The sequence below is a fragment of the Mesorhizobium sp. genome, assembly GCF_004962245.1.
Classification (GTDB): domain Bacteria; phylum Pseudomonadota; class Alphaproteobacteria; order Rhizobiales; family Rhizobiaceae; genus Mesorhizobium.
Genome location: NZ_SUHQ01000003.1, coordinates 125,889 through 143,706, shown reverse-complemented (window position 1 = coordinate 143,706; position 17,818 = coordinate 125,889). Strand labels below are relative to the sequence as shown.

The window sequence follows — 17,818 nt, the reverse complement described above, 5'->3', positions numbered from 1 at the left end:
GCGAAACCATCGATGGCTGCGTCTTTCTCCCCGTCGCTATACGGGGAGAAATGTCCGGCAGGACAATGAGGGGCGGCGCCACCCTCGAAAAGAAAGTAGAAGCATCCTGACTGAAGCGGTTGCCCGACAAAGCTCGCGCTGATCAGGCAGCTTCCAGAGCCGCCTTCACCGCAGCAATCGCGTCCTCGGCCTTCGAGGCATCCGGGCCGCCGGCCTGGGCCATGTCAGGGCGGCCGCCGCCGCCCTGCCCGCCCAACGCCGCGGACGCCACGCGGACCAGATCGACGGCGTTGAAGCGGCCGGTCAGGTCGTCGGTGACGGCCACCACGACGCTTGCCTTGTTGTCCTCGCCGGCTCCGACGAAGACGACGACGCCGGAGCCGAGCGACTTCTTGCCGGCATCGGCCAGCGGCTTCAAATCCTTTGGCGAGACGCCCGATACCGCCTTGCCGAGAAAACCGACACCGGCAATGGTCTCGTTCTCGGCGGGAACACCGGTCGGCGAGCGGTCACCCAGCGCCAGCTTCTTGCGCGCTTCGGTCAGCTCCTTCTCGAGCTTCTTGCGCTCGTCGAGCAGCGCCTCGACGCGGGCCGGCACGTCGGCCGGCGAAATCTTCAGCGTAGCGGCGACCGCCTTCAGCCGCTTGTCCTGCTCGTCGAGATGCTTTCTGGCCGCCTCTCCGGTCAGCGCCTCGATGCGGCGTACACCGGCGGCGACCGCGCCCTCCGACACCAGCCGGACCAGGCCGATATCGCCGGTGGCGCCAACATGGGTGCCGCCGCACAGCTCGACCGAGTAAGGCTTGCCCGCCTTGTCACCGGCAACCCCGGTGCCCATCGACACGACGCGGACCTCGTCGCCATATTTTTCACCGAACAGCGCCATGGCGCCCTCGGCGATCGCGTCGTCAACGCTCATCAGCCGCGTCGTCACCGGGCTGTTCTGCACGACGATCTCGTTGGCCATCGCCTCGACGCGTTCCAACTCCTCGGCTGAAATCGGCTTCGGGTGGGAAAAGTCGAAGCGCAGCCGTTCCGGCGCAACCAGCGAGCCCTTCTGCGCGACATGGGTGCCGAGCACCTCACGCAGCGCCTCGTGGACAAGATGGGTCGCCGAATGGTTGGAGCGCAGCCGCGTGCGCCTGATATGGTCGACCTTGAGCTCGACCGCTTCACCGGTCTTGACGGTGCCCTTGCTGACCTTGCCGAAATGCACGAACACGCCGTCACCCTTCTTCTGCGTGTCGGTGACGTCGATCGTAAAACCTTCGCCCGAAATCACGCCGGTATCGCCCATCTGGCCGCCGGACTCGCCATAGAATGGCGTCTGGTTGACGACAACGCCGACAGTCTCGCCGGCAGTGGCGCTCTCCACCGCGGCACCATCCCTGACCAGAGCTTGGACGATACCCTCCGCTTGCTCGGTGTCGTAGCCCAGAAACTCGGTCGCGCCCGCTTTCTCGCGGACAGCGAACCAGACGGTTTCGGTGGCCGCATCGCCCGAGCCGGCCCAACTCTTCCGCGCCTCGGCCTTCTGCCGCTCCATCGCCGCATTGAAGCCGTCGAGGTCGACCGAAACGCCGCGCTGGCGCAAGGCATCCTGGGTGAGATCGAGCGGGAAGCCATAGGTGTCATAGAGCTTGAACGCCGTCTCGCCGTCGAGCCGGTCGCCGCTGCCGAGCGTTTCGGTTGCGTCGGCAAGCAGGCCGAGGCCGCGCGCCAGCGTCTTGCGGAAGCGCGTCTCCTCGAGCTTCAGCGTCTCGGTGATCAGCGGCTGACCGCGCACCAGTTCGGGATAGGCCTGGCCCATCTCGCGCACCAGCGCCGGCACCAGCCGCCACATCAGCGGATCGCGGGCGCCCAAAAGCTGCGCATGGCGCATGGCGCGGCGCATGATGCGGCGCAGCACATAGCCGCGACCTTCGTTCGACGGCAGCACGCCATCGGCGATGAGGAAGCTCGATGCGCGCAGATGGTCGGCAATGACGCGGTGGCTCGCCCGGTTCTTGCCTTCCGCCTTGACGCCGGTCGCCTCTTCCGAGGCACGGATCAGCGCCTTGAACAGGTCGATGTCGTAATTGTCGTGCTCGCCTTGCAGCACGGCGGCGATGCGCTCCAGCCCCATGCCGGTATCGATCGACGGGCGCGGCAATTCGATCCGCTCCGCCTTCGTCACCTGCTCGAACTGCATGAAGACGAGGTTCCATATCTCGATGAAGCGGTCGCCGTCCTCGTCCGGGCTGCCGGGCGGGCCGCCCGGAATGTCGTCGCCATGATCGTAGAAGATTTCCGAGCAGGGGCCGCAGGGGCCGGTATCGCCCATCGCCCAGAAATTGTCGCTGGTGGCGATGCGGATGATCCTGTCCTCCGGCAGTCCGGCGATCTTCTTCCAGAAGCCCGCGGCCGCGTCGTCTGTATGGTAGACGGTCACCAGAAGCCTATCCCTGGCGATGCCGAACTCGCGGGTGATCAGGTTCCAGGCGAGCTCGATGGCACGCTCCTTGAAATAATCGCCGAAGGAGAAATTGCCGAGCATCTCGAAGAAGGTGTGGTGACGGGCAGTGTAGCCGACATTGTCGAGGTCGTTGTGCTTGCCACCGGCGCGCACGCATTTCTGCGAGGTCGTGGCGCGCGAATAGGGACGGCTTTCCAAGCCGGTGAAGACGTTCTTGAACTGCACCATGCCGGCGTTGGTGAACATCAGCGTCGGGTCGTTGCGCGGCACCAGCGGGCTCGAGGCGACGATCTCATGCCCCTCTTTGCGGAAATAGTCGAGAAATGCCGACCGGATCTCGTTGACGCCACTCATGAATACTGCCTTTTCGTGAGAACCGCCGATTGCCGGCGGAAAATAGACATGGCCTTTTAGCGGTCGCACCGCACCCTGTCCAGAAACACGGAATTGGTCCAAATCGCGGCGTTCGCCGGCTGTTCAGGGCGGCCAGAGCCACCGCCAAAAAAGCAAACCGCCGGCCCAAGGCCGGCGGCATGACACATCGATTACACCAACTCAATTCGGGATACGCGAATTCAAACGGGTGCTCCGGCTGGCACAGTCTACATCGCGCCCGCTTCGTCCTCGAAACCGTCATCGCTGCTCTCGGCGCCGCCATCCTCGAGGAATTTCTCCGCGATCAGCCCGGCATTCTGCCTCAGCGCCAGCTCGATCTCGCGCGCCGTGTCAGGATTGTCGCGCAGGAACAATTTTGCGTTCTCGCGGCCCTGGCCGAGACGCTGAGAATTGTAGGAGAACCAGGCGCCCGACTTTTCGACCACGCCGGCCTTGACGCCGAGGTCGACCAGTTCGCCGGTCTTGGACACGCCCTCGCCATACATGATGTCGAACTCCACCACCTTGAAGGGCGGCGCCAGCTTATTCTTGACCACCTTGACGCGGGTCTGGTTGCCGACGACCTCGTCGCGGTCCTTGACCGAGCCGATGCGGCGAATATCGAGGCGCACCGAAGCATAGAATTTCAGCGCGTTGCCGCCGGTCGTGGTCTCGGGCGAGCCGAACATGACGCCGATCTTCATGCGGATCTGGTTGATGAAGATGACCATGGTGTTGGAGCGCGAGATCGAGGCGGTCAGCTTGCGCAGCGCCTGGCTCATCAGGCGAGCCTGCAGGCCGGGCAGCGAATCGCCCATTTCGCCCTCGATTTCGGCACGCGGCGTCAGCGCCGCGACCGAATCGACCACCAGCACGTCGATGGCGCCGGAACGCACCAGCGTGTCGCAGATCTCCAGAGCCTGCTCGCCGGTATCGGGCTGCGAGATCAAGAGGTTTTCGAGATCGACGCCGAGCTTGCGGGCATAGACCGGGTCGAGCGCGTGCTCGGCATCGACGAAGGCGCAGATGCCACCCTTCTTTTGGGCTTCCGCCACCGTATGCAGCGCCAGCGTCGTCTTACCCGAGCTTTCCGGCCCGTAGATCTCGACGATGCGGCCGCGCGGCAGCCCCCCGACGCCAAGCGCTATGTCGAGGCCAAGCGAACCCGTCGGCACCGTTTCGATCTCGACGACCTGCTCGTTTGCGCCGAGCCGCATGATCGAGCCCTTGCCGAAGGCGCGCTCGATTTGCGACAGCGCCGCATCCAGAGCCTTTGATTTGTCCACTGCTTTGTCCTCTACAAGCCGCAACGTGTTCTGAGCCATGATACATCACCCCTTGGTCGTCAATGAAGGCCGGACCATCCGTAATCCTTATCAATTTGTACCTTTTTTGTTCTCGTTTGGCAAGGGGAGACAAATGCCTGAAAAACAAACAATATCCGGATTTGTTCTTTTTTTGTTTCGCGTTTTCAACCCAAGATATATCCCGCTTCCCTCGCAGGATTGTGCTGCCATCTTCCGAATCGCGCCTTCGGTTGCCGGGTTCCGCCGGACAACCTAGGCTCCACCCGGGCAATCAGCAAAGGTCATCTCGCCGGCATGATGAAGTCGCCGACAATCCTGGGCGTAGGCGCCACCTATATATTCCGGCGCGGCCAGGTTTCGAGCGCCTTCGTGCCGGCGGCGTCAAATCCCGGCACGATGCGCGAGGATGTCGGCGGCGGCGTCTTCAATGCGCTACGCAGCGCGGTCCGGCGCGGCGTCTCCGGCTCGCTGCTTTCGGTGCGCGGCGGCGATGTTCTGGCCGACACGGTCGCGCGCGCCATCCTTGCTGCTGGCATTGCCGATCTCTCCGTGGTGTTCCTCGATCGCACGACGCCAACCAACACGGTGCTGGTCGATCGCGACGGCGAATTGATCATCGGCCTTGCCGACATGGCGCTCTACGATCTGGCGCTTCCCAAGCAGATCCGCCGTGCCAAGGTGCGCGAGGCGATCGGCATTGCCGACGCGGTCCTGTGCGACGCCAACCTGCCGCCGGCAGCACTTGAGCGGCTGGTGGCGCTCGCCGCCGGCAAGCCGGTTTTCGCCCTCGCCATATCGCCGGCCAAGGTCGCGCGGCTCGCGCCGGTGCTCGGCAATCTGGCGCTGGTCTTCATGAACCGGAGCGAGGCCATTGCACTCGCCGATGACGGTATCGGCGCCACGGAGCAAGCTATCGTCGACGGCCTGAGGCGAGCCGGCCTCAAAGGCGGTGTGGTGACGGCGGATGACGGTCCAGTGCTGGGGTTCGACGAAGCTGGCGCCTTCTCGATCCTACCACCAGGAAAGGTCGTGGACGGTACTGCCGATGCGCTGGCGGGCGCAACGGTCGCCGCCCTGCTGCGCGGCCTGACGCTGCGGGCGGCACTGCGCGAAGGCGTCGCCGCGGCAATGCTCGAGAGTCCAGGGCTTGCGCCAGCCTTCACATCGGCAAGTTTTGGCGAGGCCGTGGCGCTTGTGCCCGAGGCGCAGCAAGTGGCGTAAGGCGATGACCAGCGGAGAGGCAGCTTATTTTCCGGCCCGCAGGCCCGCCTCATAGGCCCGGCGCGCCCACACCGCCATCTCGTCCGGGTCGTCGAAAGCGCTGTCGGGAATGCTCCAATATGGCATGGACACCAGCTTGCCGTGCCTCGAGCCGGTGTACGTCCACTGCGTGCAGCCAGCCGCTTCGAACTCGGGCGCGCTTTCGGCGTCGGCCTTCAGCAAAAGCTCGCCGCGAAGCACGATCGCGACGATGACGCCGTCGAAATAGATGCCCTTGCCGCCGAACAGCTTGCGAATGCTGACCGGGCCGAGCCCTTCGAAAAGTTCAGCGATGCGTTCATTGTCCATACCACGATCATGTCATCCGGATTTCCCCTTGTCATCGCCGCAACCAAAACCATGCTGACAAGTTGAAAAGCCAAATTCGTCGGAGTTTTTCCATGCCGCTTCTGCTCAAAGGGTCCTGCCGGTGCAATGCCGTCCGCTTCGAGGTGGAAAGCCACACGCCGGTGCCGTTCATGCTTTGCTACTGTTCGATCTGCCGCAAGCAGCAGGGCGGCGGCGGCTTCGCCATTAATCTCGGGGCCGATTTCGATACGCTGAAAATCAAGGGCAAGCGCAATCTTGGCGTCTACCAGCCGAGATCGAGGACGACGAGCATCCGCAATGCGAGATCTCGTCAGGCGAGCGAAATTTCTGCAGGAAATGCGGATCGGCACTCTGGCTCTACGATCCTACGTGGCCGGAGTTGGTTCATCCCTTCGCCTCGGCGATCGACACAGACCTGCCGAAGCCGCCAAGCAAGGTGCATCTCATGCTGAAATACAAGGCGAACTGGGTCGAGCCCGAAATCGGCGAGGGCGACAAGACGTTCGACCTCTATCCCGAGGATTCGATCGCCAGTTGGCACAAACGAACGGGAATGTGGGTGGATTAGATCTACGGGAAAGCGGAAGGTCAGGCCGACGCGCGCGCCTCGGCCAGTGCCTTCAGATCGGCCGGCTTCAGTTCGACCGATTCGCCGCAGCCGCAGGCCGAGCTCTGGTTCGGGTTGCGGAAGGTGAAGCCGGTGCGCAGCGTCGTCTGCTCGAAGTCCATCTCGGTGCCGAACAGGAAAAGCGCTGCCTCGGGCGCAACATAGACGTGGGCGCCGTCGCGCTCGATATGGTCGTCCTTGGTGTTGGGCTCGGTCACCAGGTCGACCGTGTATTCCATGCCGGCGCAGCCGCCCTTCTTGATGCCAAGGCGAATGCCGTGCGCATTCTCACGGGTCGCGACGATCTCGCGCACCCGGTCGGCAGCCTTTTCGGTCATCGTGATGACGGCGAAGCGTCCCATCTTTTCTTTCTCCATTCTCTGCAGGTTCAAGGCCTGCCGAATGATTCCTCACCTAAAATGGTGAAGTTTTCTGCCTGGCGCAAGTGCACCTCAATACCAGCCCACCGCGACCTGCGCCTCTTCCGACATGCGGTCGGGCGACCACGGCGGATCGAAGGTCATGTTGACCTCGACGCCGGAAACGCCTTCGACGGCGCCCACGGCATTCTCCACCCAGCCGGGCATTTCGCCGGCCACCGGGCAACCGGGCGCGGTCAGCGTCATGTCGATCTTGACCGAACGGTCGTCCTCGATGTCGATCTTGTAGACGAGGCCAAGCTCGTAGATGTCGGCCGGGATTTCCGGATCGTAGACCGTCTTCAGCGCCGAGACGATATCGTCGGTCAGCCGCGCCAGTTCGTCGGCGGGGATGGCCGAGGCGGAAACCGCCTCGTCGGTGGCCGTTTCCGAAGTGGTCTCAGCGGTATGGCCTACATCATCCATGATCGTCACCCGAAGAATTTTCGCGCTTTTTCCAGCGCATCGGCCAAAGCGTCGACTTCGGCCCTGGTATTATACATGCCGAACGATGCCCTGCATGTGGACGTTACACCGAAACGTTTCAACAGCGGCTGCGCGCAATGCGTGCCCGCGCGGACTGCAACGCCTTGCCTGTCTATCACCATCGACACGTCATGGGCATGAATGCCCTGCAGCTCGAAGGAGATGATGGCGCCCTTATCAGGCGCATCGCCAAAGATGCGCAGCGAATTGATGGCGCGCAGCCGCTCATGGGCATAATTCTTCAGATCGGCCTCATGGGCGGCAATGCGCTCGCGTCCGATCTTTTCCATGTATTCGAGCGCAGCACCGAGCCCGATCGCCTGCACGATCGGCGGCGTTCCGGCCTCGAAGCGGTGCGGCGGATCATTGTAGGTGACGATGTCTTCAGTCACTTCCTCGATCATCTCGCCGCCGCCCATGAACGGTCGCATGCGCTCCAGCATGTCCTTCTTGCCGTAGAGCACGCCGATGCCCGAGGGACCGTAGACCTTATGGCCGGTGAAGACGAAGAAATCGCAGTCGAGATCCTGCACGTCAACAGGCATATGCACGGCGCTCTGGCTGCCGTCGACCAGCACCGGAATGCCGCGCGCGTGCGCGATGCGGACGATCTCCTTGATCGGCGTCACCGTGCCCAGCGCATTCGACATGTGCGTGATGGCGACCAGTTTGGTGCGATCAGTCAGCCGCTTTTCGAACTCTTCGATATGGAAGACGCCGAGATCGTCGACCGGCACCCAGACCAGCTTGGCGCCCTGGCGCTCGCGGATGAAATGCCACGGCACGATGTTGGAATGGTGCTCCATGATCGAAAGGACTATTTCGTCGCCCTCGCCGATATTCGGCATGCCGAAGCCATAGGCGACGGTGTTGATCGCCGCGGTCGTGTTCGAGGTGAAGACGATGTTGTCGGTATCAGGCGCGTTGAGAAACCTCTGTACGATCTTGCGCGCCTTCTCATAGGCGTCGGTCGCGGCATTCGACAGGAAATGCAGGCCGCGATGAACGTTGGCATATTCCTGGGAATAGGCATGCTGGATGGCGTCGAGCACGGCCTGCGGCTTCTGCGCCGAGGCGCCGTTGTCGAGATAGACCAGCGGCTTGCCATAGACCTCCCGCGATAGGATCGGGAAGTCGCGGCGGATAGCCTCGACGTCGTAGGGGATGTTTTCGACTTTCTGGTCCATCTCGAAGTCCTTGCCGCACTGTGCCGCGTTCGTTCCAACACCCCTCATCCGTCTTGGCGCTTCGCGCCAATCCACCTTCTCCCACAAGGGAGAAGGTTAAGCGCGTTACCCGTGCGCGACGAACCAGCCGTCGAGCCTTGCTTCCAGCGCCTCGACGATCGCCTCGTCGTCCAGCTCCTCGATCACCTCGGCGACGAAGGCCTTGACCAGCAGGCCGCGCGCGGTCTTCTCGTCGATGCCGCGAGCCATCAGATAGAACAGATGGCTGTGGTCGATTTCGGTAACGGTCGCGCCGTGGCCGCAGACGACGTCGTCGGCGAAGATTTCGAGTTCCGGCTTGGTCGAGAACTCGCCATCATCCGACAGAAGCAGCGTGTTGCAGGCCATCTTGGCGTTGGTCTTCTGCGCATATTGGTGGACGTTGATGCGCCCCTGGAAGACGCCGCGCGCCCTTCCGGTCACCACGTTGCGGATCACTTCCGTCGATGCCGTGTGCGGCACGGCATGGTCGAGCACCATGGTCACGTCCGTATGCGTCTCGCCGGCAAGCAGGTTGATGCCCCGCAGCGTGAAGTCGGCGCCTTCGCCGGTGGTCTTCACCACGATCTCCTGGCGCACCAGCTTGCCGCCGGCATTCATCACGAACAGCGTCAGCTTCGCACCCTTGCCGAGATGCGCCTTGAACTGGGCAAGATGCGTCGCCGTATCCGGTTGCTCCTGCACGATCAGCCAGGTCACGTCGGCGCCCTCACCAAGCAGAAGCTGGCTAACCGAACTCACCAGCGCCGCGCCCTCGCCCGTCTGGCGCTCGACGATCACAGCCTTGGCGCCGGCACCGACGCGCACAGCCAGCCGCACATGCGTCTGGCCGCCGGATTGCAGGTTCTGCAGTTCGATCGGCTTGTCCAGCTCGGTGCCGTCGGCGATGTCGACAAAATAGCCGTCAGCAACGAAAGCGGTGTTCAGCGCGCCGATGGCATCGTCGGTGCCATAGCGATCGAGCCCCGGCGCGATGCTGCCGTCGGTCAGCTTTTCCGACAGGCGCTGCACGGCGATGCCCTCGATATCGGGCATTTTCGTGCTCGACACGCCATTCAGGACCGGCAAGACGGCGGAGCCTTCGACGATTGGCGCAATGGCGTTCGGGGCGGCTGCGGGATCGAAGTCCGGCACCGAAGTCAACAATCGGCGCAGGTCCGTGTAATGCCAGGATTCGATACGCCGCGTCGGCAGGCCGGCCTTGATCGCCTCGATGGCGTCGTCGCGCTTCAGCATCACCGTGCCGTCGCCCGGCAGCAGCGACAGCCGGTCGTCAAAGGCGTCGATCAGCGCCGTCTCGGCCGGCGTTCGCTGGGGTGTGGTGTGTATATTCATCAGTTTCAACCCGCCTTCTGGCATCTCACGCGGCTTCGCCGATCACGCCGGCGTAGCCGTTGGCTTCGAGGTCGAGCGCCAGCGACTTGTCGCCGGACTTGACCACCTGGCCTCTGTAGAGCACGTGCACGCTATCCGGCACGATGTATTCGAGCAGGCGCTGGTAGTGGGTGATGATGACCATGGCGCGGTCTGGCGCGCGCAATGCGTTGACGCCTTCCGAGACGATCTTCAGCGCATCGATGTCGAGGCCGGAATCGGTCTCGTCGAGCACGCACAGCTTCGGCTCCAGAAGCTTCATCTGCAGGATCTCGGCGCGCTTCTTCTCGCCGCCGGAGAAGCCGACGTTGAGCGGCCGTTTCAGCATCGCCATATCCATGTTGAGCAGGGCGGCGGCGTCCTTCACGCGCTTCAGGAATTCCGGAATCTTCAACGGCTCCTCGCCGCGCGCCTTGCGCTGCTCGTTCATCGCCACTTTCAGGAATTCCATCGTCGCCACGCCCGGTATCTCCATCGGATACTGGAAGGCGAGAAAGATGCCTGCTGTGGCGCGCTCGGCCGGATCCATTTCGAGGATCGACTGGCCGTTGTAGAGGATATCGCCTTCGGTGACCTCATAGTCCTCGCGCCCGGCGAGAATATAGGACAGCGTCGATTTTCCCGAGCCGTTGGGTCCCATGATGGCGGCGACCTCGCCGGCCTTCACCGTCAGGTTCAGGCCGCGAATGATCTCGGTGCCGTCATCGACGATGCGGGCGTGGAGGTTTCTGATTTCAAGCATTTTTTCTTCCAAACAAACTAGAGGTCTTATCCGGCCGTCAGGCGAGCCACTTCAACGCCGCAAGGATCAAAGCCACCGAAACCGCGCCAAGCAAAGCCACTGACATTGGCTGTGTTTTCAGTTGCGGCGACCAGCGAAATGCAAGGAAAACGCCAACGCCCCCTCCTACAGGAGTCAGAACCTTGTCGATAAACTCAGCAGCACTCATCAGCCGACACTCCCCTCGAGGCTGATGCCAATCAGCTTCTGCGCCTCGACGGCGAATTCCATCGGCAGTTGCTGGATGACGTCCTTGACGAAACCGTTGACGATCAGCGCGATCGCCTCTTCTTCCGGGATACCGCGCTGCATGACGTAGAACTTCTGGTCCTCGGAGATCTTCGAGGTGGTCGCCTCATGTTCGAACTGCGCCGTCGCGTTCTTGGCTTCCATGTAGGGCACGGTGTGCGCGCCGCACTGGTCGCCGATCAGCAGCGAGTCACAGTTGGTGAAGTTGCGGGCGTTGGTCGCCTTGCGGTGCGCCGAGACCTGGCCGCGATAGGTATTCTGCGAGAAGCCGGCGGCGATGCCCTTGGAGATGATGCGGCTCGACGTGTTCTTGCCGAGATGGATCATCTTGGTGCCGCTATCGACCTGCTGATAGCCGTTCGACACGGCGATCGAATAAAACTCGCCGCTGGAATCGTCGCCGCGCAGGATGCAACTTGGATATTTCCAGGTGATGGCCGAGCCGGTCTCGACCTGCGTCCACGAAATCTTCGAGCGATCGCCGCGGCAGTCGCCGCGCTTGGTGACGAAGTTGTAGATGCCGCCCTTGCCTTCGGCATCGCCGGGATACCAGTTCTGCACCGTCGAATATTTGATCTCGGCATCGTCGAGCGCGATCAGCTCGACCACCGCTGCGTGAAGCTGGTTCTCGTCGCGCTGCGGCGCCGTGCAGCCTTCGAGATAGGAGACGTAGGCCCCCTCCTCGGCAATGATCAGCGTGCGCTCGAACTGGCCGGTGTTCTTCTCGTTCATGCGGAAATAGGTCGACAGTTCCATCGGGCAACGCACGCCCTTGGGCACGAAGACGAAGGAGCCGTCGGTGAACACGGCGGAATTCAGCGTGGCGTAGAAATTGTCGGAGGTCGGCACGACCGAACCGAGATATTTCTGCACCAGTTCCGGATGCTCGCGGATGGCTTCCGAGATCGAGCAGAAGATGACGCCGGCCTGCGCCAGCTCCTTCTTGAAGGTGGTGACGACGGACACCGAATCGAACACCGCGTCGACGGCGACGCGGCCCGACTTGTAGACATTGTCGCTGGGTTCCTCGAGTTCCGACGCGTCGGTCTTCTGCACGCCGGCGAGGATTTCCTGTTCCTTCAGCGGAATGCCGAGCTTTTCGTAGACCCTCAAGAGCTCAGGATCGACATCGCTGAGCGAGGTCGGCCCCGGCGTGCTCTTGGGCGCCGCGTAGTAGTAGAGGTCCTGGAAGTCGATCTTCGGATAATGGACGCGCGCCCACTTCGGCTCGTCCAGCGTCACCCAGCGCCGATAGGCTTCCAGACGCCATTCCAGCATCCAGGACGGCTCGTCCTTCTTCGCCGAAATAAAGCGGATAATGTCTTCGCTCAGGCCCTTGGGGGCCTTGTCCATCGCGATTTCGGTCTGGAATCCGTATTTGTATTGGTCGACGTCGATCTTTCGGACCCGATCGATCGTGTCCTGCACAGCAGGCATAGGCGTTCTCCATCCACGCCGGGGTCAAGGCCCGGCAGTTTTCAAACTATGGCACCGCAAAACGAGTAGCCGTGAGGCAATCGAGGCGGCGTAAGTTCCATATAGTGCGTTCCCACCGGAAATTCACCCGGCCACGATGAAACGCACGGCTCTACCAGGCCAGAAGGCCTGCGTTCATTTTTCTTCGAGCATCGAATTTTCCGAACACTTTTCGGTTCGATGCCCCTGCCGCACTCAGGCGGCCTCTTCCCTGCCCGCCTTTTCCCTACCGGCTTGCCGCGAGGCAATATCTGCCAGCGCAGCGCGGAACAGTTCGATGTCCTCGGCGCTCGTTGCGTGGCCGATGGACACGCGCAAAGCGCCAAGGCTGTCATTGTACCCCATGGCTTTCAGCACATGGCTCGGGCCGACCTTGCCCGACGAACAGGCGGACCCAGCCGACAGCGCCACGCCGGCCAGATCGAAGGCGATCTGCGCCGTCTCAGCCTTGATGCCCGCAATAGCGAAGAATGTCGTGTTGGCAAGCCTCGGCGCGCCGGTTCCAAAGATTTCCGCATCCGGCATCAACATTTTCACGATGGCCTCGATCTCGTCGCGGCGGCGAGCGACCGCATCGACGCTCTTCAATCCGATCAGGGCTTCGCGCGCCGCCGCGCCAAAACCGGCGAGCGCGGCCGGGTTTTCGGTGCCGCCACGATGCCCCTTTTCCTGGCCGCCGCCGGCGATCAAGGGCCTTGGCATCATCAGGTCCGAGGCGGCGACGATGGCGCCAACGCCCTTGGGACCGCCGATCTTGTGCGAAGACAGAATCAAATAATCGGCGAAACCTGCCGACATATCGAGCGGAATGCGACCGGCTGCCTGCACGGCGTCGACAATCAGGATGCCGCCCGCCGCCTTGACGATTTCGGCGACGCGTTCGACGGGCTGGATGACGCCGGTCTCGTTGTTGGCGGCATGGATCGCCACCAGCGGCAGGCCGTCCGACTTGTCATGCGCGGCGAGCGCCGCGGCCAAGGCGTCCAGCCTGACGACGCCATCGGCGTCGACGCCGATGCGCGTCACCTGGGCTGCCGGAAATCGCCCGCCGTTCAGCATACAAGGATGGTCGGCTTCGCACACATAGAGCCGGCTCATGCGCACAGTGCCGCGCCCCATCTGCCAATCCGGCGTCAGCAGCGTCGAAGCTGCTTCCGTCGCACCGGAGGTGAACACGACATGCTCGGCCCTGGCGTTGGCCATCGCCGCGACATCGCGCCTCGCATTCTCGATCAGCCGCCGCGCGGCGCGCCCCTCGGCATGGACCGACGACGGATTGGCGGCGACGTCGAGCGCGGCAATCATTGCGGCGCGTGCCGTAGCAAGCAGCGGCGCGCTGGCATTATAGTCGAGATAGGCGCGTCTTCCGGCCATTTTCGTTTCAATCGGTCCCTTCAACAGCCATTCCGCGAGGATAGCGCGTTATTTCCTTGAAATTGCAAGGCAAGCCGTCCTATTTACGCCACTTGCGGCGCGGGTGGCCGAGCCATGACATTTTTGGCCATCCAGTTTTGAACAATTCTAAACTAGCTTCTAAGAAGACGCTCGCCCTGCGTCAAGGCCAGAGGAAGAGTTGTTCCGGGCGCCGCGCATTCATATGCCATGTGGAGTATTTTATGCCTGAGGTCATTTTCACCGGTCCGGCCGGCCGCCTGGAGGGTCGTTACCAGCCTTCCAAGGAAAAGAGCGCGCCGATTGCCATCATCCTGCACCCGCACCCCCAGTTCGGCGGCACGATGAACAACAAGATCGTCTACGACCTCTTCTACATGTTCCAGAAGCGGGATTTCACCACGCTTCGCTTCAATTTCCGCGGCATCGGCCGCAGCCAGGGCGAATTCGACCATGGAACCGGCGAATTGTCGGATGCGGCCGCGGCACTTGACTGGGTGCAGTCGCTGCATCCGGACTCCAAGAGCTGCTGGGTCGCCGGCTATTCGTTCGGCTCGTGGATCGGCATGCAGCTTCTGATGCGGCGGCCCGAGATCGAAGGCTTCATCTCGATCGCGCCGCAGCCCAACACCTATGATTTCTCGTTCCTGGCGCCCTGCCCGTCGTCCGGCCTCATCATCCATGGTGATGCCGACAAGGTCGCGCCGCCAAAGGACGTGCAGGGGCTGGTCGACAAGCTGCACACGCAAAAGGGCATCACCATCACCCAGAAGACCTTGCCCGGCGCCAACCATTTCTTCTCCAATGACGCGGATCTCCTGCTCCAGGAATGCGCGGACTATCTCGATCGCCGTCTGGCCGGCGAATTGTCCGACCCGCGGCCGAAACGGTTGAGATAGCCGGCGACAGAAATGTACCAGCCCCCTCATTTCCAGGAAACGCGGCAGGACGTCCTGCACGGGCTGATCCGGGCGCATCCGCTTGGCCTGCTGATTTCAAATGGAGCCGAGGGGCCGGTCGCGAACGCGATCCCTTTCCTGCTCGACGCCGAAGTACCGCCGAACGGCAGGCTGCGCGCTCATCTGGCGAGAGCCAATCCGCAATGGCGCCTGCTGGCCGACAACCCGGCATCGCCCGTGCTCGTCGTCTTCCAGGGTACCGATGCCTATGTGACACCGTCCTGGTACGAGACCAAGCGCGAGACCGGAAAGGTCGTGCCGACCTGGAACTACGCCATCGTCCAGGTGCGCGGCACCGTCAGGGTGGTCGAGGACCAGGACTGGCTGGCCCAGCAGATTTCCGACTTGACGGTGTCTCAGGAAGGCGCTCGCGAAGCACCCTGGGCGGTGACCGACGCGCCGGCCACCTTCATCCAGTCGCAGATCAAGGGCATTGTCGGGCTGGAAATCGAGATCACGGACATGCAAGGCAAGTGGAAGGTCAGCCAGAATCGGCCCATCGCCGACCGCAGCGGTGTTGCCGAAGGGCTCGAGAGCGAAGCGAACTCACTCGATATGATCCGGCTGGTACGATCCTACGGCGGACTGGACTGCAAGTAGTCCCGCTCAGGGCCTGGCTGCCTCCGGGAAAAGCACCTGCGACGGGCGTGCCGGCTTGCGCCACGTCGCGCGAAGCCTGAATGTCTTCTTGCGGATCGGCAATCCCGCCGCCGTGTGGCGGAAGATGAAACCGAGCCGGGCAAAGATCAGCGCCACAATGACGGCACAAGCCATGCCGAGGCCGAAGCCCGCGATCGTATCGCTTGGATAGTGCGCGCCGACCACAACCCGCGTCGCCGCTATCCAGACGGTGATGGGCAAAACAACGTATTTCCCCCACGATGGGAAAAGAAGCATCACCATTGCCGCGGCCGCGCCCATATTCGTCGCATGGCCGGAGGGAAAACTGGCGAAATACGGGTCGAACTTGAATGGGTGGAACGAGAACAACCCTATATCCAAGGCTGGCCGCGCCCGGCCGAAGACGTACTTCAGAACCGTCACCGTCAGCCCTGACAATCCGACCGCGCTCAGCATGAAGAAGGCGAAGCAGGTCCAATTGTATGCAACCATGCGCCAACGCCTCGAAAGGGCTTGCCAGTCCAGCAGATTGACCGGCACGAACAGCACCAGGGGCGGGAGGAGAAACCACCCGCCCAACCCGAAATTGGTAAAAGCCCTGGCAACTGCCATAAACCCGCTCGGCAAGTGCGCCCGCCAGCTGACGAAAGCGCCATCCAGGAAAACCATGCTAGCAACCGTCAGCAGCAGATAGGCACCTGCCAACGCCGGCCACGGAATCCAGGAATAATTGGCCGGTCGCCTCGCAAATCGGGCACGAACGATCGCTATCGTTTGCTGGAGATTGCCCACCGACCGAGCCGGCAGCTTTCGAAGCAACTCAAGAACCGGAGCTCCGCGACCAATGCTCATGCCAAACCCCGGTCTTTCATTGCGAAACCGAAGTCAGTCGGCGATCCGGTATAGACCAAGCGACATTTTCTCCCCCGACGAATAATTGACGCCATCGATCCGAGCGATGCGGTTCGCCGACCTGCCCTGCCCTGCCAGCAGGTCGTCCAGCCTCTTTTCTTCGCCGACCGGCGCCAGCGCCAACGCGCAGGCGGGATCGGCAAGCAGATGTTGCACAGTACCATCGACATTGGTCAATATCGTTTTTGTGCCCACCAGAAATACCAGGCTCGGTTCGTGATACCCGGCGGAGGCGAGCACTGTCGTCTCGCAAGGTTGATTGGCGCGAAGCGCAGCCTCGATCTCGCGGCTCATCCAAATCGGTTTCAATGACGGCGCGATGACACCGAACAGCAAAGCGTAGGTGACACCGGCGCAAATCGCGATTGCCCCGATACGGCCGAGCGGCACTCGCAGGTGGCGCGAGAAGCCGAGATAGCCGGCCGCGAGTGTGGCGGCGGCCGCTGGAACGCTCCACCATGAGAACGCGCCGTTCAAATAGAGCGGCGCGGCAATGCAGAGCACGGCAAGGCCTATCGTGACCAAAGCGAGGCCAAAGGCGGTCGCCCACCACAACCATTTCTGCCAGCGCAGGAGCGGCGCATTCGCCTCCTTTGGATTCAACGTCAAAAGCCAGCCAACCAGCAGCGCCATGCCGGGATAGGCCGGCAGGACATAGTGCGGCAGTTTTGTCGGGATCAACTCGAACAAAAGCCAGAACGGGATGTACCAGGCGAGGCAAAAGCGGAGCCGGGGATCGTCGCGCAGGCGGTTGAGGGCCTGGAGCCCGGCACCGAGCGCGATCAGGCCGAAGGGCCACATGAACAGCGAATAGGTCAAGACATAGAAGCCGGGCGGGGCACCATGGGACTCCCTGCCCTCCGCGACCTTGCCGAGCATATCCTTGCCGACGGCTTGCTGCAGGAAGGTGCCGCCGCTTTTCCAGGTGATGAGCGCGAGCCAGGGCAGCACGATCAGCAACACGAGAGCCAGGCCACGACCCGCCTTCAGCTTCGACAGCCAGCGCCAGTCCCGCTCGAACGCGAACAGCACGGCGACCGTGAGCGCCGACAAGAGCGGCGCGATCGGTCCCTTGATGAGGATTGCGCCACCCTGGGCTGCCCAGAAGATCCATGGCAAATGGCCGGCGAAGGCTTCGTTCCGGCGCGAGGCCGTATAGATCTGCGCCAGAGCGCCTTGCGCCGCGATACAACAGGCCAGCAGGACCGCGTCGGTCTTGGCGTCACGCCCCTCGAAAGCTGTCGCGAAGATCGCGGCCATGACCAAGCCGGCGGCCAGACCGGCGCTGGCGCCGAAAAGATTGGCTCCTGTCCACGCCGTCGCCACAACGGCAATGGCGATGCCAAGGGCCGAGACGAGCCGATACACCCAGACCGGCGCTGTTGGCCCTTCGCCGCTCAGCGCTACGGCTGCGGATTGCAGCCAGTAGATTCCTATCGGCTTCTGGTAGCGGGAGCCCTCCTGGAAGCGAATGTCGACATAGTCGCCGGTCTCGACCATCTGCTTGGTGGCCTGCATGAAGCGCGGCTCATCGCGGTCGAGCGGCGGCATGGTCGCCAGCCCCGAAACCGTCATCAGCAGGCTGAACA

The 17,818-nt window shown here is 62.6% G+C and carries 16 protein-coding genes and 1 pseudogene; 4 read left to right on the top strand and 13 right to left on the bottom strand.

The features are described 5' to 3' along the window. Window positions 1-142 precede the first annotated feature (142 nt). Entirely contained in the window at window positions 143-2,809 is a 2,667-nt protein-coding gene (alaS, locus tag E5X88_RS04315) for an alanine--tRNA ligase (RefSeq protein ID WP_292158580.1), read from the bottom strand. A gap of 248 nt (window positions 2,810-3,057) precedes the next feature. Beyond that, window positions 3,058-4,155 carry a recombinase RecA gene (gene recA, locus E5X88_RS04310; protein WP_292158579.1) on the bottom strand — a complete coding sequence of 366 codons (1,098 nt, stop codon included), beginning with the start codon at window positions 4,153-4,155 and terminating at the stop codon, window positions 3,058-3,060. 276 nt (window positions 4,156-4,431) lie between these two features. On the opposite strand from recA, the gene E5X88_RS04305 reads away from it, so the two are divergent. After that, window positions 4,432-5,358 carry a carbohydrate kinase family protein gene (locus E5X88_RS04305; RefSeq protein WP_292158578.1) on the top strand — a complete coding sequence of 309 codons (927 nt, stop codon included), beginning with the start codon at window positions 4,432-4,434 and terminating at the stop codon, window positions 5,356-5,358. A 24-nt stretch (window positions 5,359-5,382) separates the two neighbouring features. Here E5X88_RS04305 and E5X88_RS04300 read toward each other — a convergent pair whose 3' ends face one another. Then, window positions 5,383-5,706 carry a TfoX/Sxy family protein gene (locus E5X88_RS04300; protein WP_292158577.1) on the bottom strand — a complete coding sequence of 108 codons (324 nt, stop codon included), beginning with the start codon at window positions 5,704-5,706 and terminating at the stop codon, window positions 5,383-5,385. Window positions 5,707-5,798: 92 nt separating this feature from the next. Between E5X88_RS04300 and E5X88_RS04295 the strand changes: the two are divergent. Continuing rightward, window positions 5,799-6,295 (top strand): annotated as a pseudogene (locus E5X88_RS04295) (GFA family protein). 20 nt (window positions 6,296-6,315) lie between these two features. Here E5X88_RS04295 and sufA read toward each other — a convergent pair. The 8 genes from sufA to E5X88_RS04255 all read right to left on the bottom strand — a co-directional run bounded on the left by sufA (window position 6,316) and on the right by E5X88_RS04255 (window position 13,719). Continuing rightward, window positions 6,316-6,696: a Fe-S cluster assembly scaffold SufA gene (gene sufA / locus E5X88_RS04290; RefSeq protein ID WP_006206001.1), complete on the bottom strand. Its 381-nt coding sequence runs from the start codon at window positions 6,694-6,696 to the stop codon at window positions 6,316-6,318. A gap of 90 nt (window positions 6,697-6,786) precedes the next feature. Further along, a complete protein-coding gene (locus tag E5X88_RS04285) occupies window positions 6,787-7,179 on the bottom strand; it encodes an SUF system Fe-S cluster assembly protein (protein ID WP_292158576.1) in 393 nt (130 codons plus the stop codon). Window positions 7,180-7,184: 5 nt separating this feature from the next. Beyond that, the gene (locus tag E5X88_RS04280) at window positions 7,185-8,426 is read right to left on the bottom strand and encodes a cysteine desulfurase (protein WP_292158575.1); all 1,242 of its coding nucleotides are present in this window, start codon (window positions 8,424-8,426) and stop codon (window positions 7,185-7,187) included. A gap of 105 nt (window positions 8,427-8,531) precedes the next feature. Beyond that, window positions 8,532-9,800, bottom strand: a complete 1,269-nt coding sequence (gene sufD / locus E5X88_RS04275) for a Fe-S cluster assembly protein SufD (RefSeq protein ID WP_292158573.1) — start codon at window positions 9,798-9,800, stop codon at window positions 8,532-8,534. Window positions 9,801-9,825: 25 nt separating this feature from the next. Next, the gene (gene sufC / locus E5X88_RS04270; protein WP_292158572.1) at window positions 9,826-10,581 is read right to left on the bottom strand and encodes a Fe-S cluster assembly ATPase SufC; all 756 of its coding nucleotides are present in this window, start codon (window positions 10,579-10,581) and stop codon (window positions 9,826-9,828) included. 37 nt (window positions 10,582-10,618) lie between these two features. Beyond that, window positions 10,619-10,789 (bottom strand): hypothetical protein, encoded by a 171-nt coding sequence (locus E5X88_RS04265; RefSeq protein ID WP_292158571.1) that lies wholly within the window; start codon window positions 10,787-10,789, stop codon window positions 10,619-10,621. Next, window positions 10,789-12,306: a Fe-S cluster assembly protein SufB gene (sufB, locus tag E5X88_RS04260; RefSeq protein ID WP_292158570.1), complete on the bottom strand. Its 1,518-nt coding sequence runs from the start codon at window positions 12,304-12,306 to the stop codon at window positions 10,789-10,791. Before sufB ends, E5X88_RS04265 begins: the two co-directional genes overlap by 1 nt. Window positions 12,307-12,540: 234 nt before the next feature. Then, window positions 12,541-13,719 carry a cysteine desulfurase family protein gene (locus tag E5X88_RS04255; RefSeq protein WP_292158569.1) on the bottom strand — a complete coding sequence of 393 codons (1,179 nt, stop codon included), beginning with the start codon at window positions 13,717-13,719 and terminating at the stop codon, window positions 12,541-12,543. Window positions 13,720-13,961: 242 nt separating this feature from the next. Between E5X88_RS04255 and E5X88_RS04250 the strand changes: the two genes are divergently transcribed. Next, a complete protein-coding gene (locus E5X88_RS04250; RefSeq protein WP_027154148.1) occupies window positions 13,962-14,636 on the top strand; it encodes an alpha/beta hydrolase in 675 nt (224 codons plus the stop codon). A gap of 12 nt (window positions 14,637-14,648) precedes the next feature. Next, window positions 14,649-15,296 carry an FMN-binding negative transcriptional regulator gene (locus E5X88_RS04245; RefSeq protein ID WP_292158567.1) on the top strand — a complete coding sequence of 216 codons (648 nt, stop codon included), beginning with the start codon at window positions 14,649-14,651 and terminating at the stop codon, window positions 15,294-15,296. Between the two features lie 6 nt (window positions 15,297-15,302). On the opposite strand, the gene E5X88_RS04240 is transcribed toward E5X88_RS04245, so the two are convergent. Further along, entirely contained in the window at window positions 15,303-16,109 is an 807-nt protein-coding gene (locus tag E5X88_RS04240; RefSeq protein ID WP_292158566.1) for a phosphatase PAP2 family protein, read from the bottom strand. A 93-nt stretch (window positions 16,110-16,202) separates the two neighbouring features. Continuing rightward, the gene (locus E5X88_RS04235; RefSeq protein WP_292158963.1) at window positions 16,203-17,804 is read right to left on the bottom strand and encodes a glycosyltransferase family 39 protein; all 1,602 of its coding nucleotides are present in this window, start codon (window positions 17,802-17,804) and stop codon (window positions 16,203-16,205) included. Between the last annotated feature and the right edge of the window lie 14 nt (window positions 17,805-17,818).

Coding starts and splice junctions, on each gene's coding strand:
- alaS (WP_292158580.1), bottom strand. CDS start 2,809: ATGAGTGGCGTCAACGAGATCCGGTCGGCATTTCTCGACTATTTCCGC.
- recA (WP_292158579.1), bottom strand. CDS start 4,155: ATGGCTCAGAACACGTTGCGGCTTGTAGAGGACAAAGCAGTGGACAAA.
- E5X88_RS04305 (WP_292158578.1), top strand. CDS start 4,432: ATGATGAAGTCGCCGACAATCCTGGGCGTAGGCGCCACCTATATATTC.
- E5X88_RS04300 (WP_292158577.1), bottom strand. CDS start 5,706: ATGGACAATGAACGCATCGCTGAACTTTTCGAAGGGCTCGGCCCGGTC.
- sufA (WP_006206001.1), bottom strand. CDS start 6,696: ATGGGACGCTTCGCCGTCATCACGATGACCGAAAAGGCTGCCGACCGG.
- E5X88_RS04285 (WP_292158576.1), bottom strand. CDS start 7,179: ATGGATGATGTAGGCCATACCGCTGAGACCACTTCGGAAACGGCCACC.
- E5X88_RS04280 (WP_292158575.1), bottom strand. CDS start 8,426: ATGGACCAGAAAGTCGAAAACATCCCCTACGACGTCGAGGCTATCCGC.
- sufD (WP_292158573.1), bottom strand. CDS start 9,800: ATGAATATACACACCACACCCCAGCGAACGCCGGCCGAGACGGCGCTG.
- sufC (WP_292158572.1), bottom strand. CDS start 10,581: ATGCTTGAAATCAGAAACCTCCACGCCCGCATCGTCGATGACGGCACC.
- E5X88_RS04265 (WP_292158571.1), bottom strand. CDS start 10,789: ATGAGTGCTGCTGAGTTTATCGACAAGGTTCTGACTCCTGTAGGAGGG.
- sufB (WP_292158570.1), bottom strand. CDS start 12,306: ATGCCTGCTGTGCAGGACACGATCGATCGGGTCCGAAAGATCGACGTC.
- E5X88_RS04255 (WP_292158569.1), bottom strand. CDS start 13,719: ATGGCCGGAAGACGCGCCTATCTCGACTATAATGCCAGCGCGCCGCTG.
- E5X88_RS04250 (WP_027154148.1), top strand. CDS start 13,962: ATGCCTGAGGTCATTTTCACCGGTCCGGCCGGCCGCCTGGAGGGTCGT.
- E5X88_RS04245 (WP_292158567.1), top strand. CDS start 14,649: ATGTACCAGCCCCCTCATTTCCAGGAAACGCGGCAGGACGTCCTGCAC.
- E5X88_RS04235 (WP_292158963.1), bottom strand. CDS start 17,804: ATGACGGTTTCGGGGCTGGCGACCATGCCGCCGCTCGACCGCGATGAG.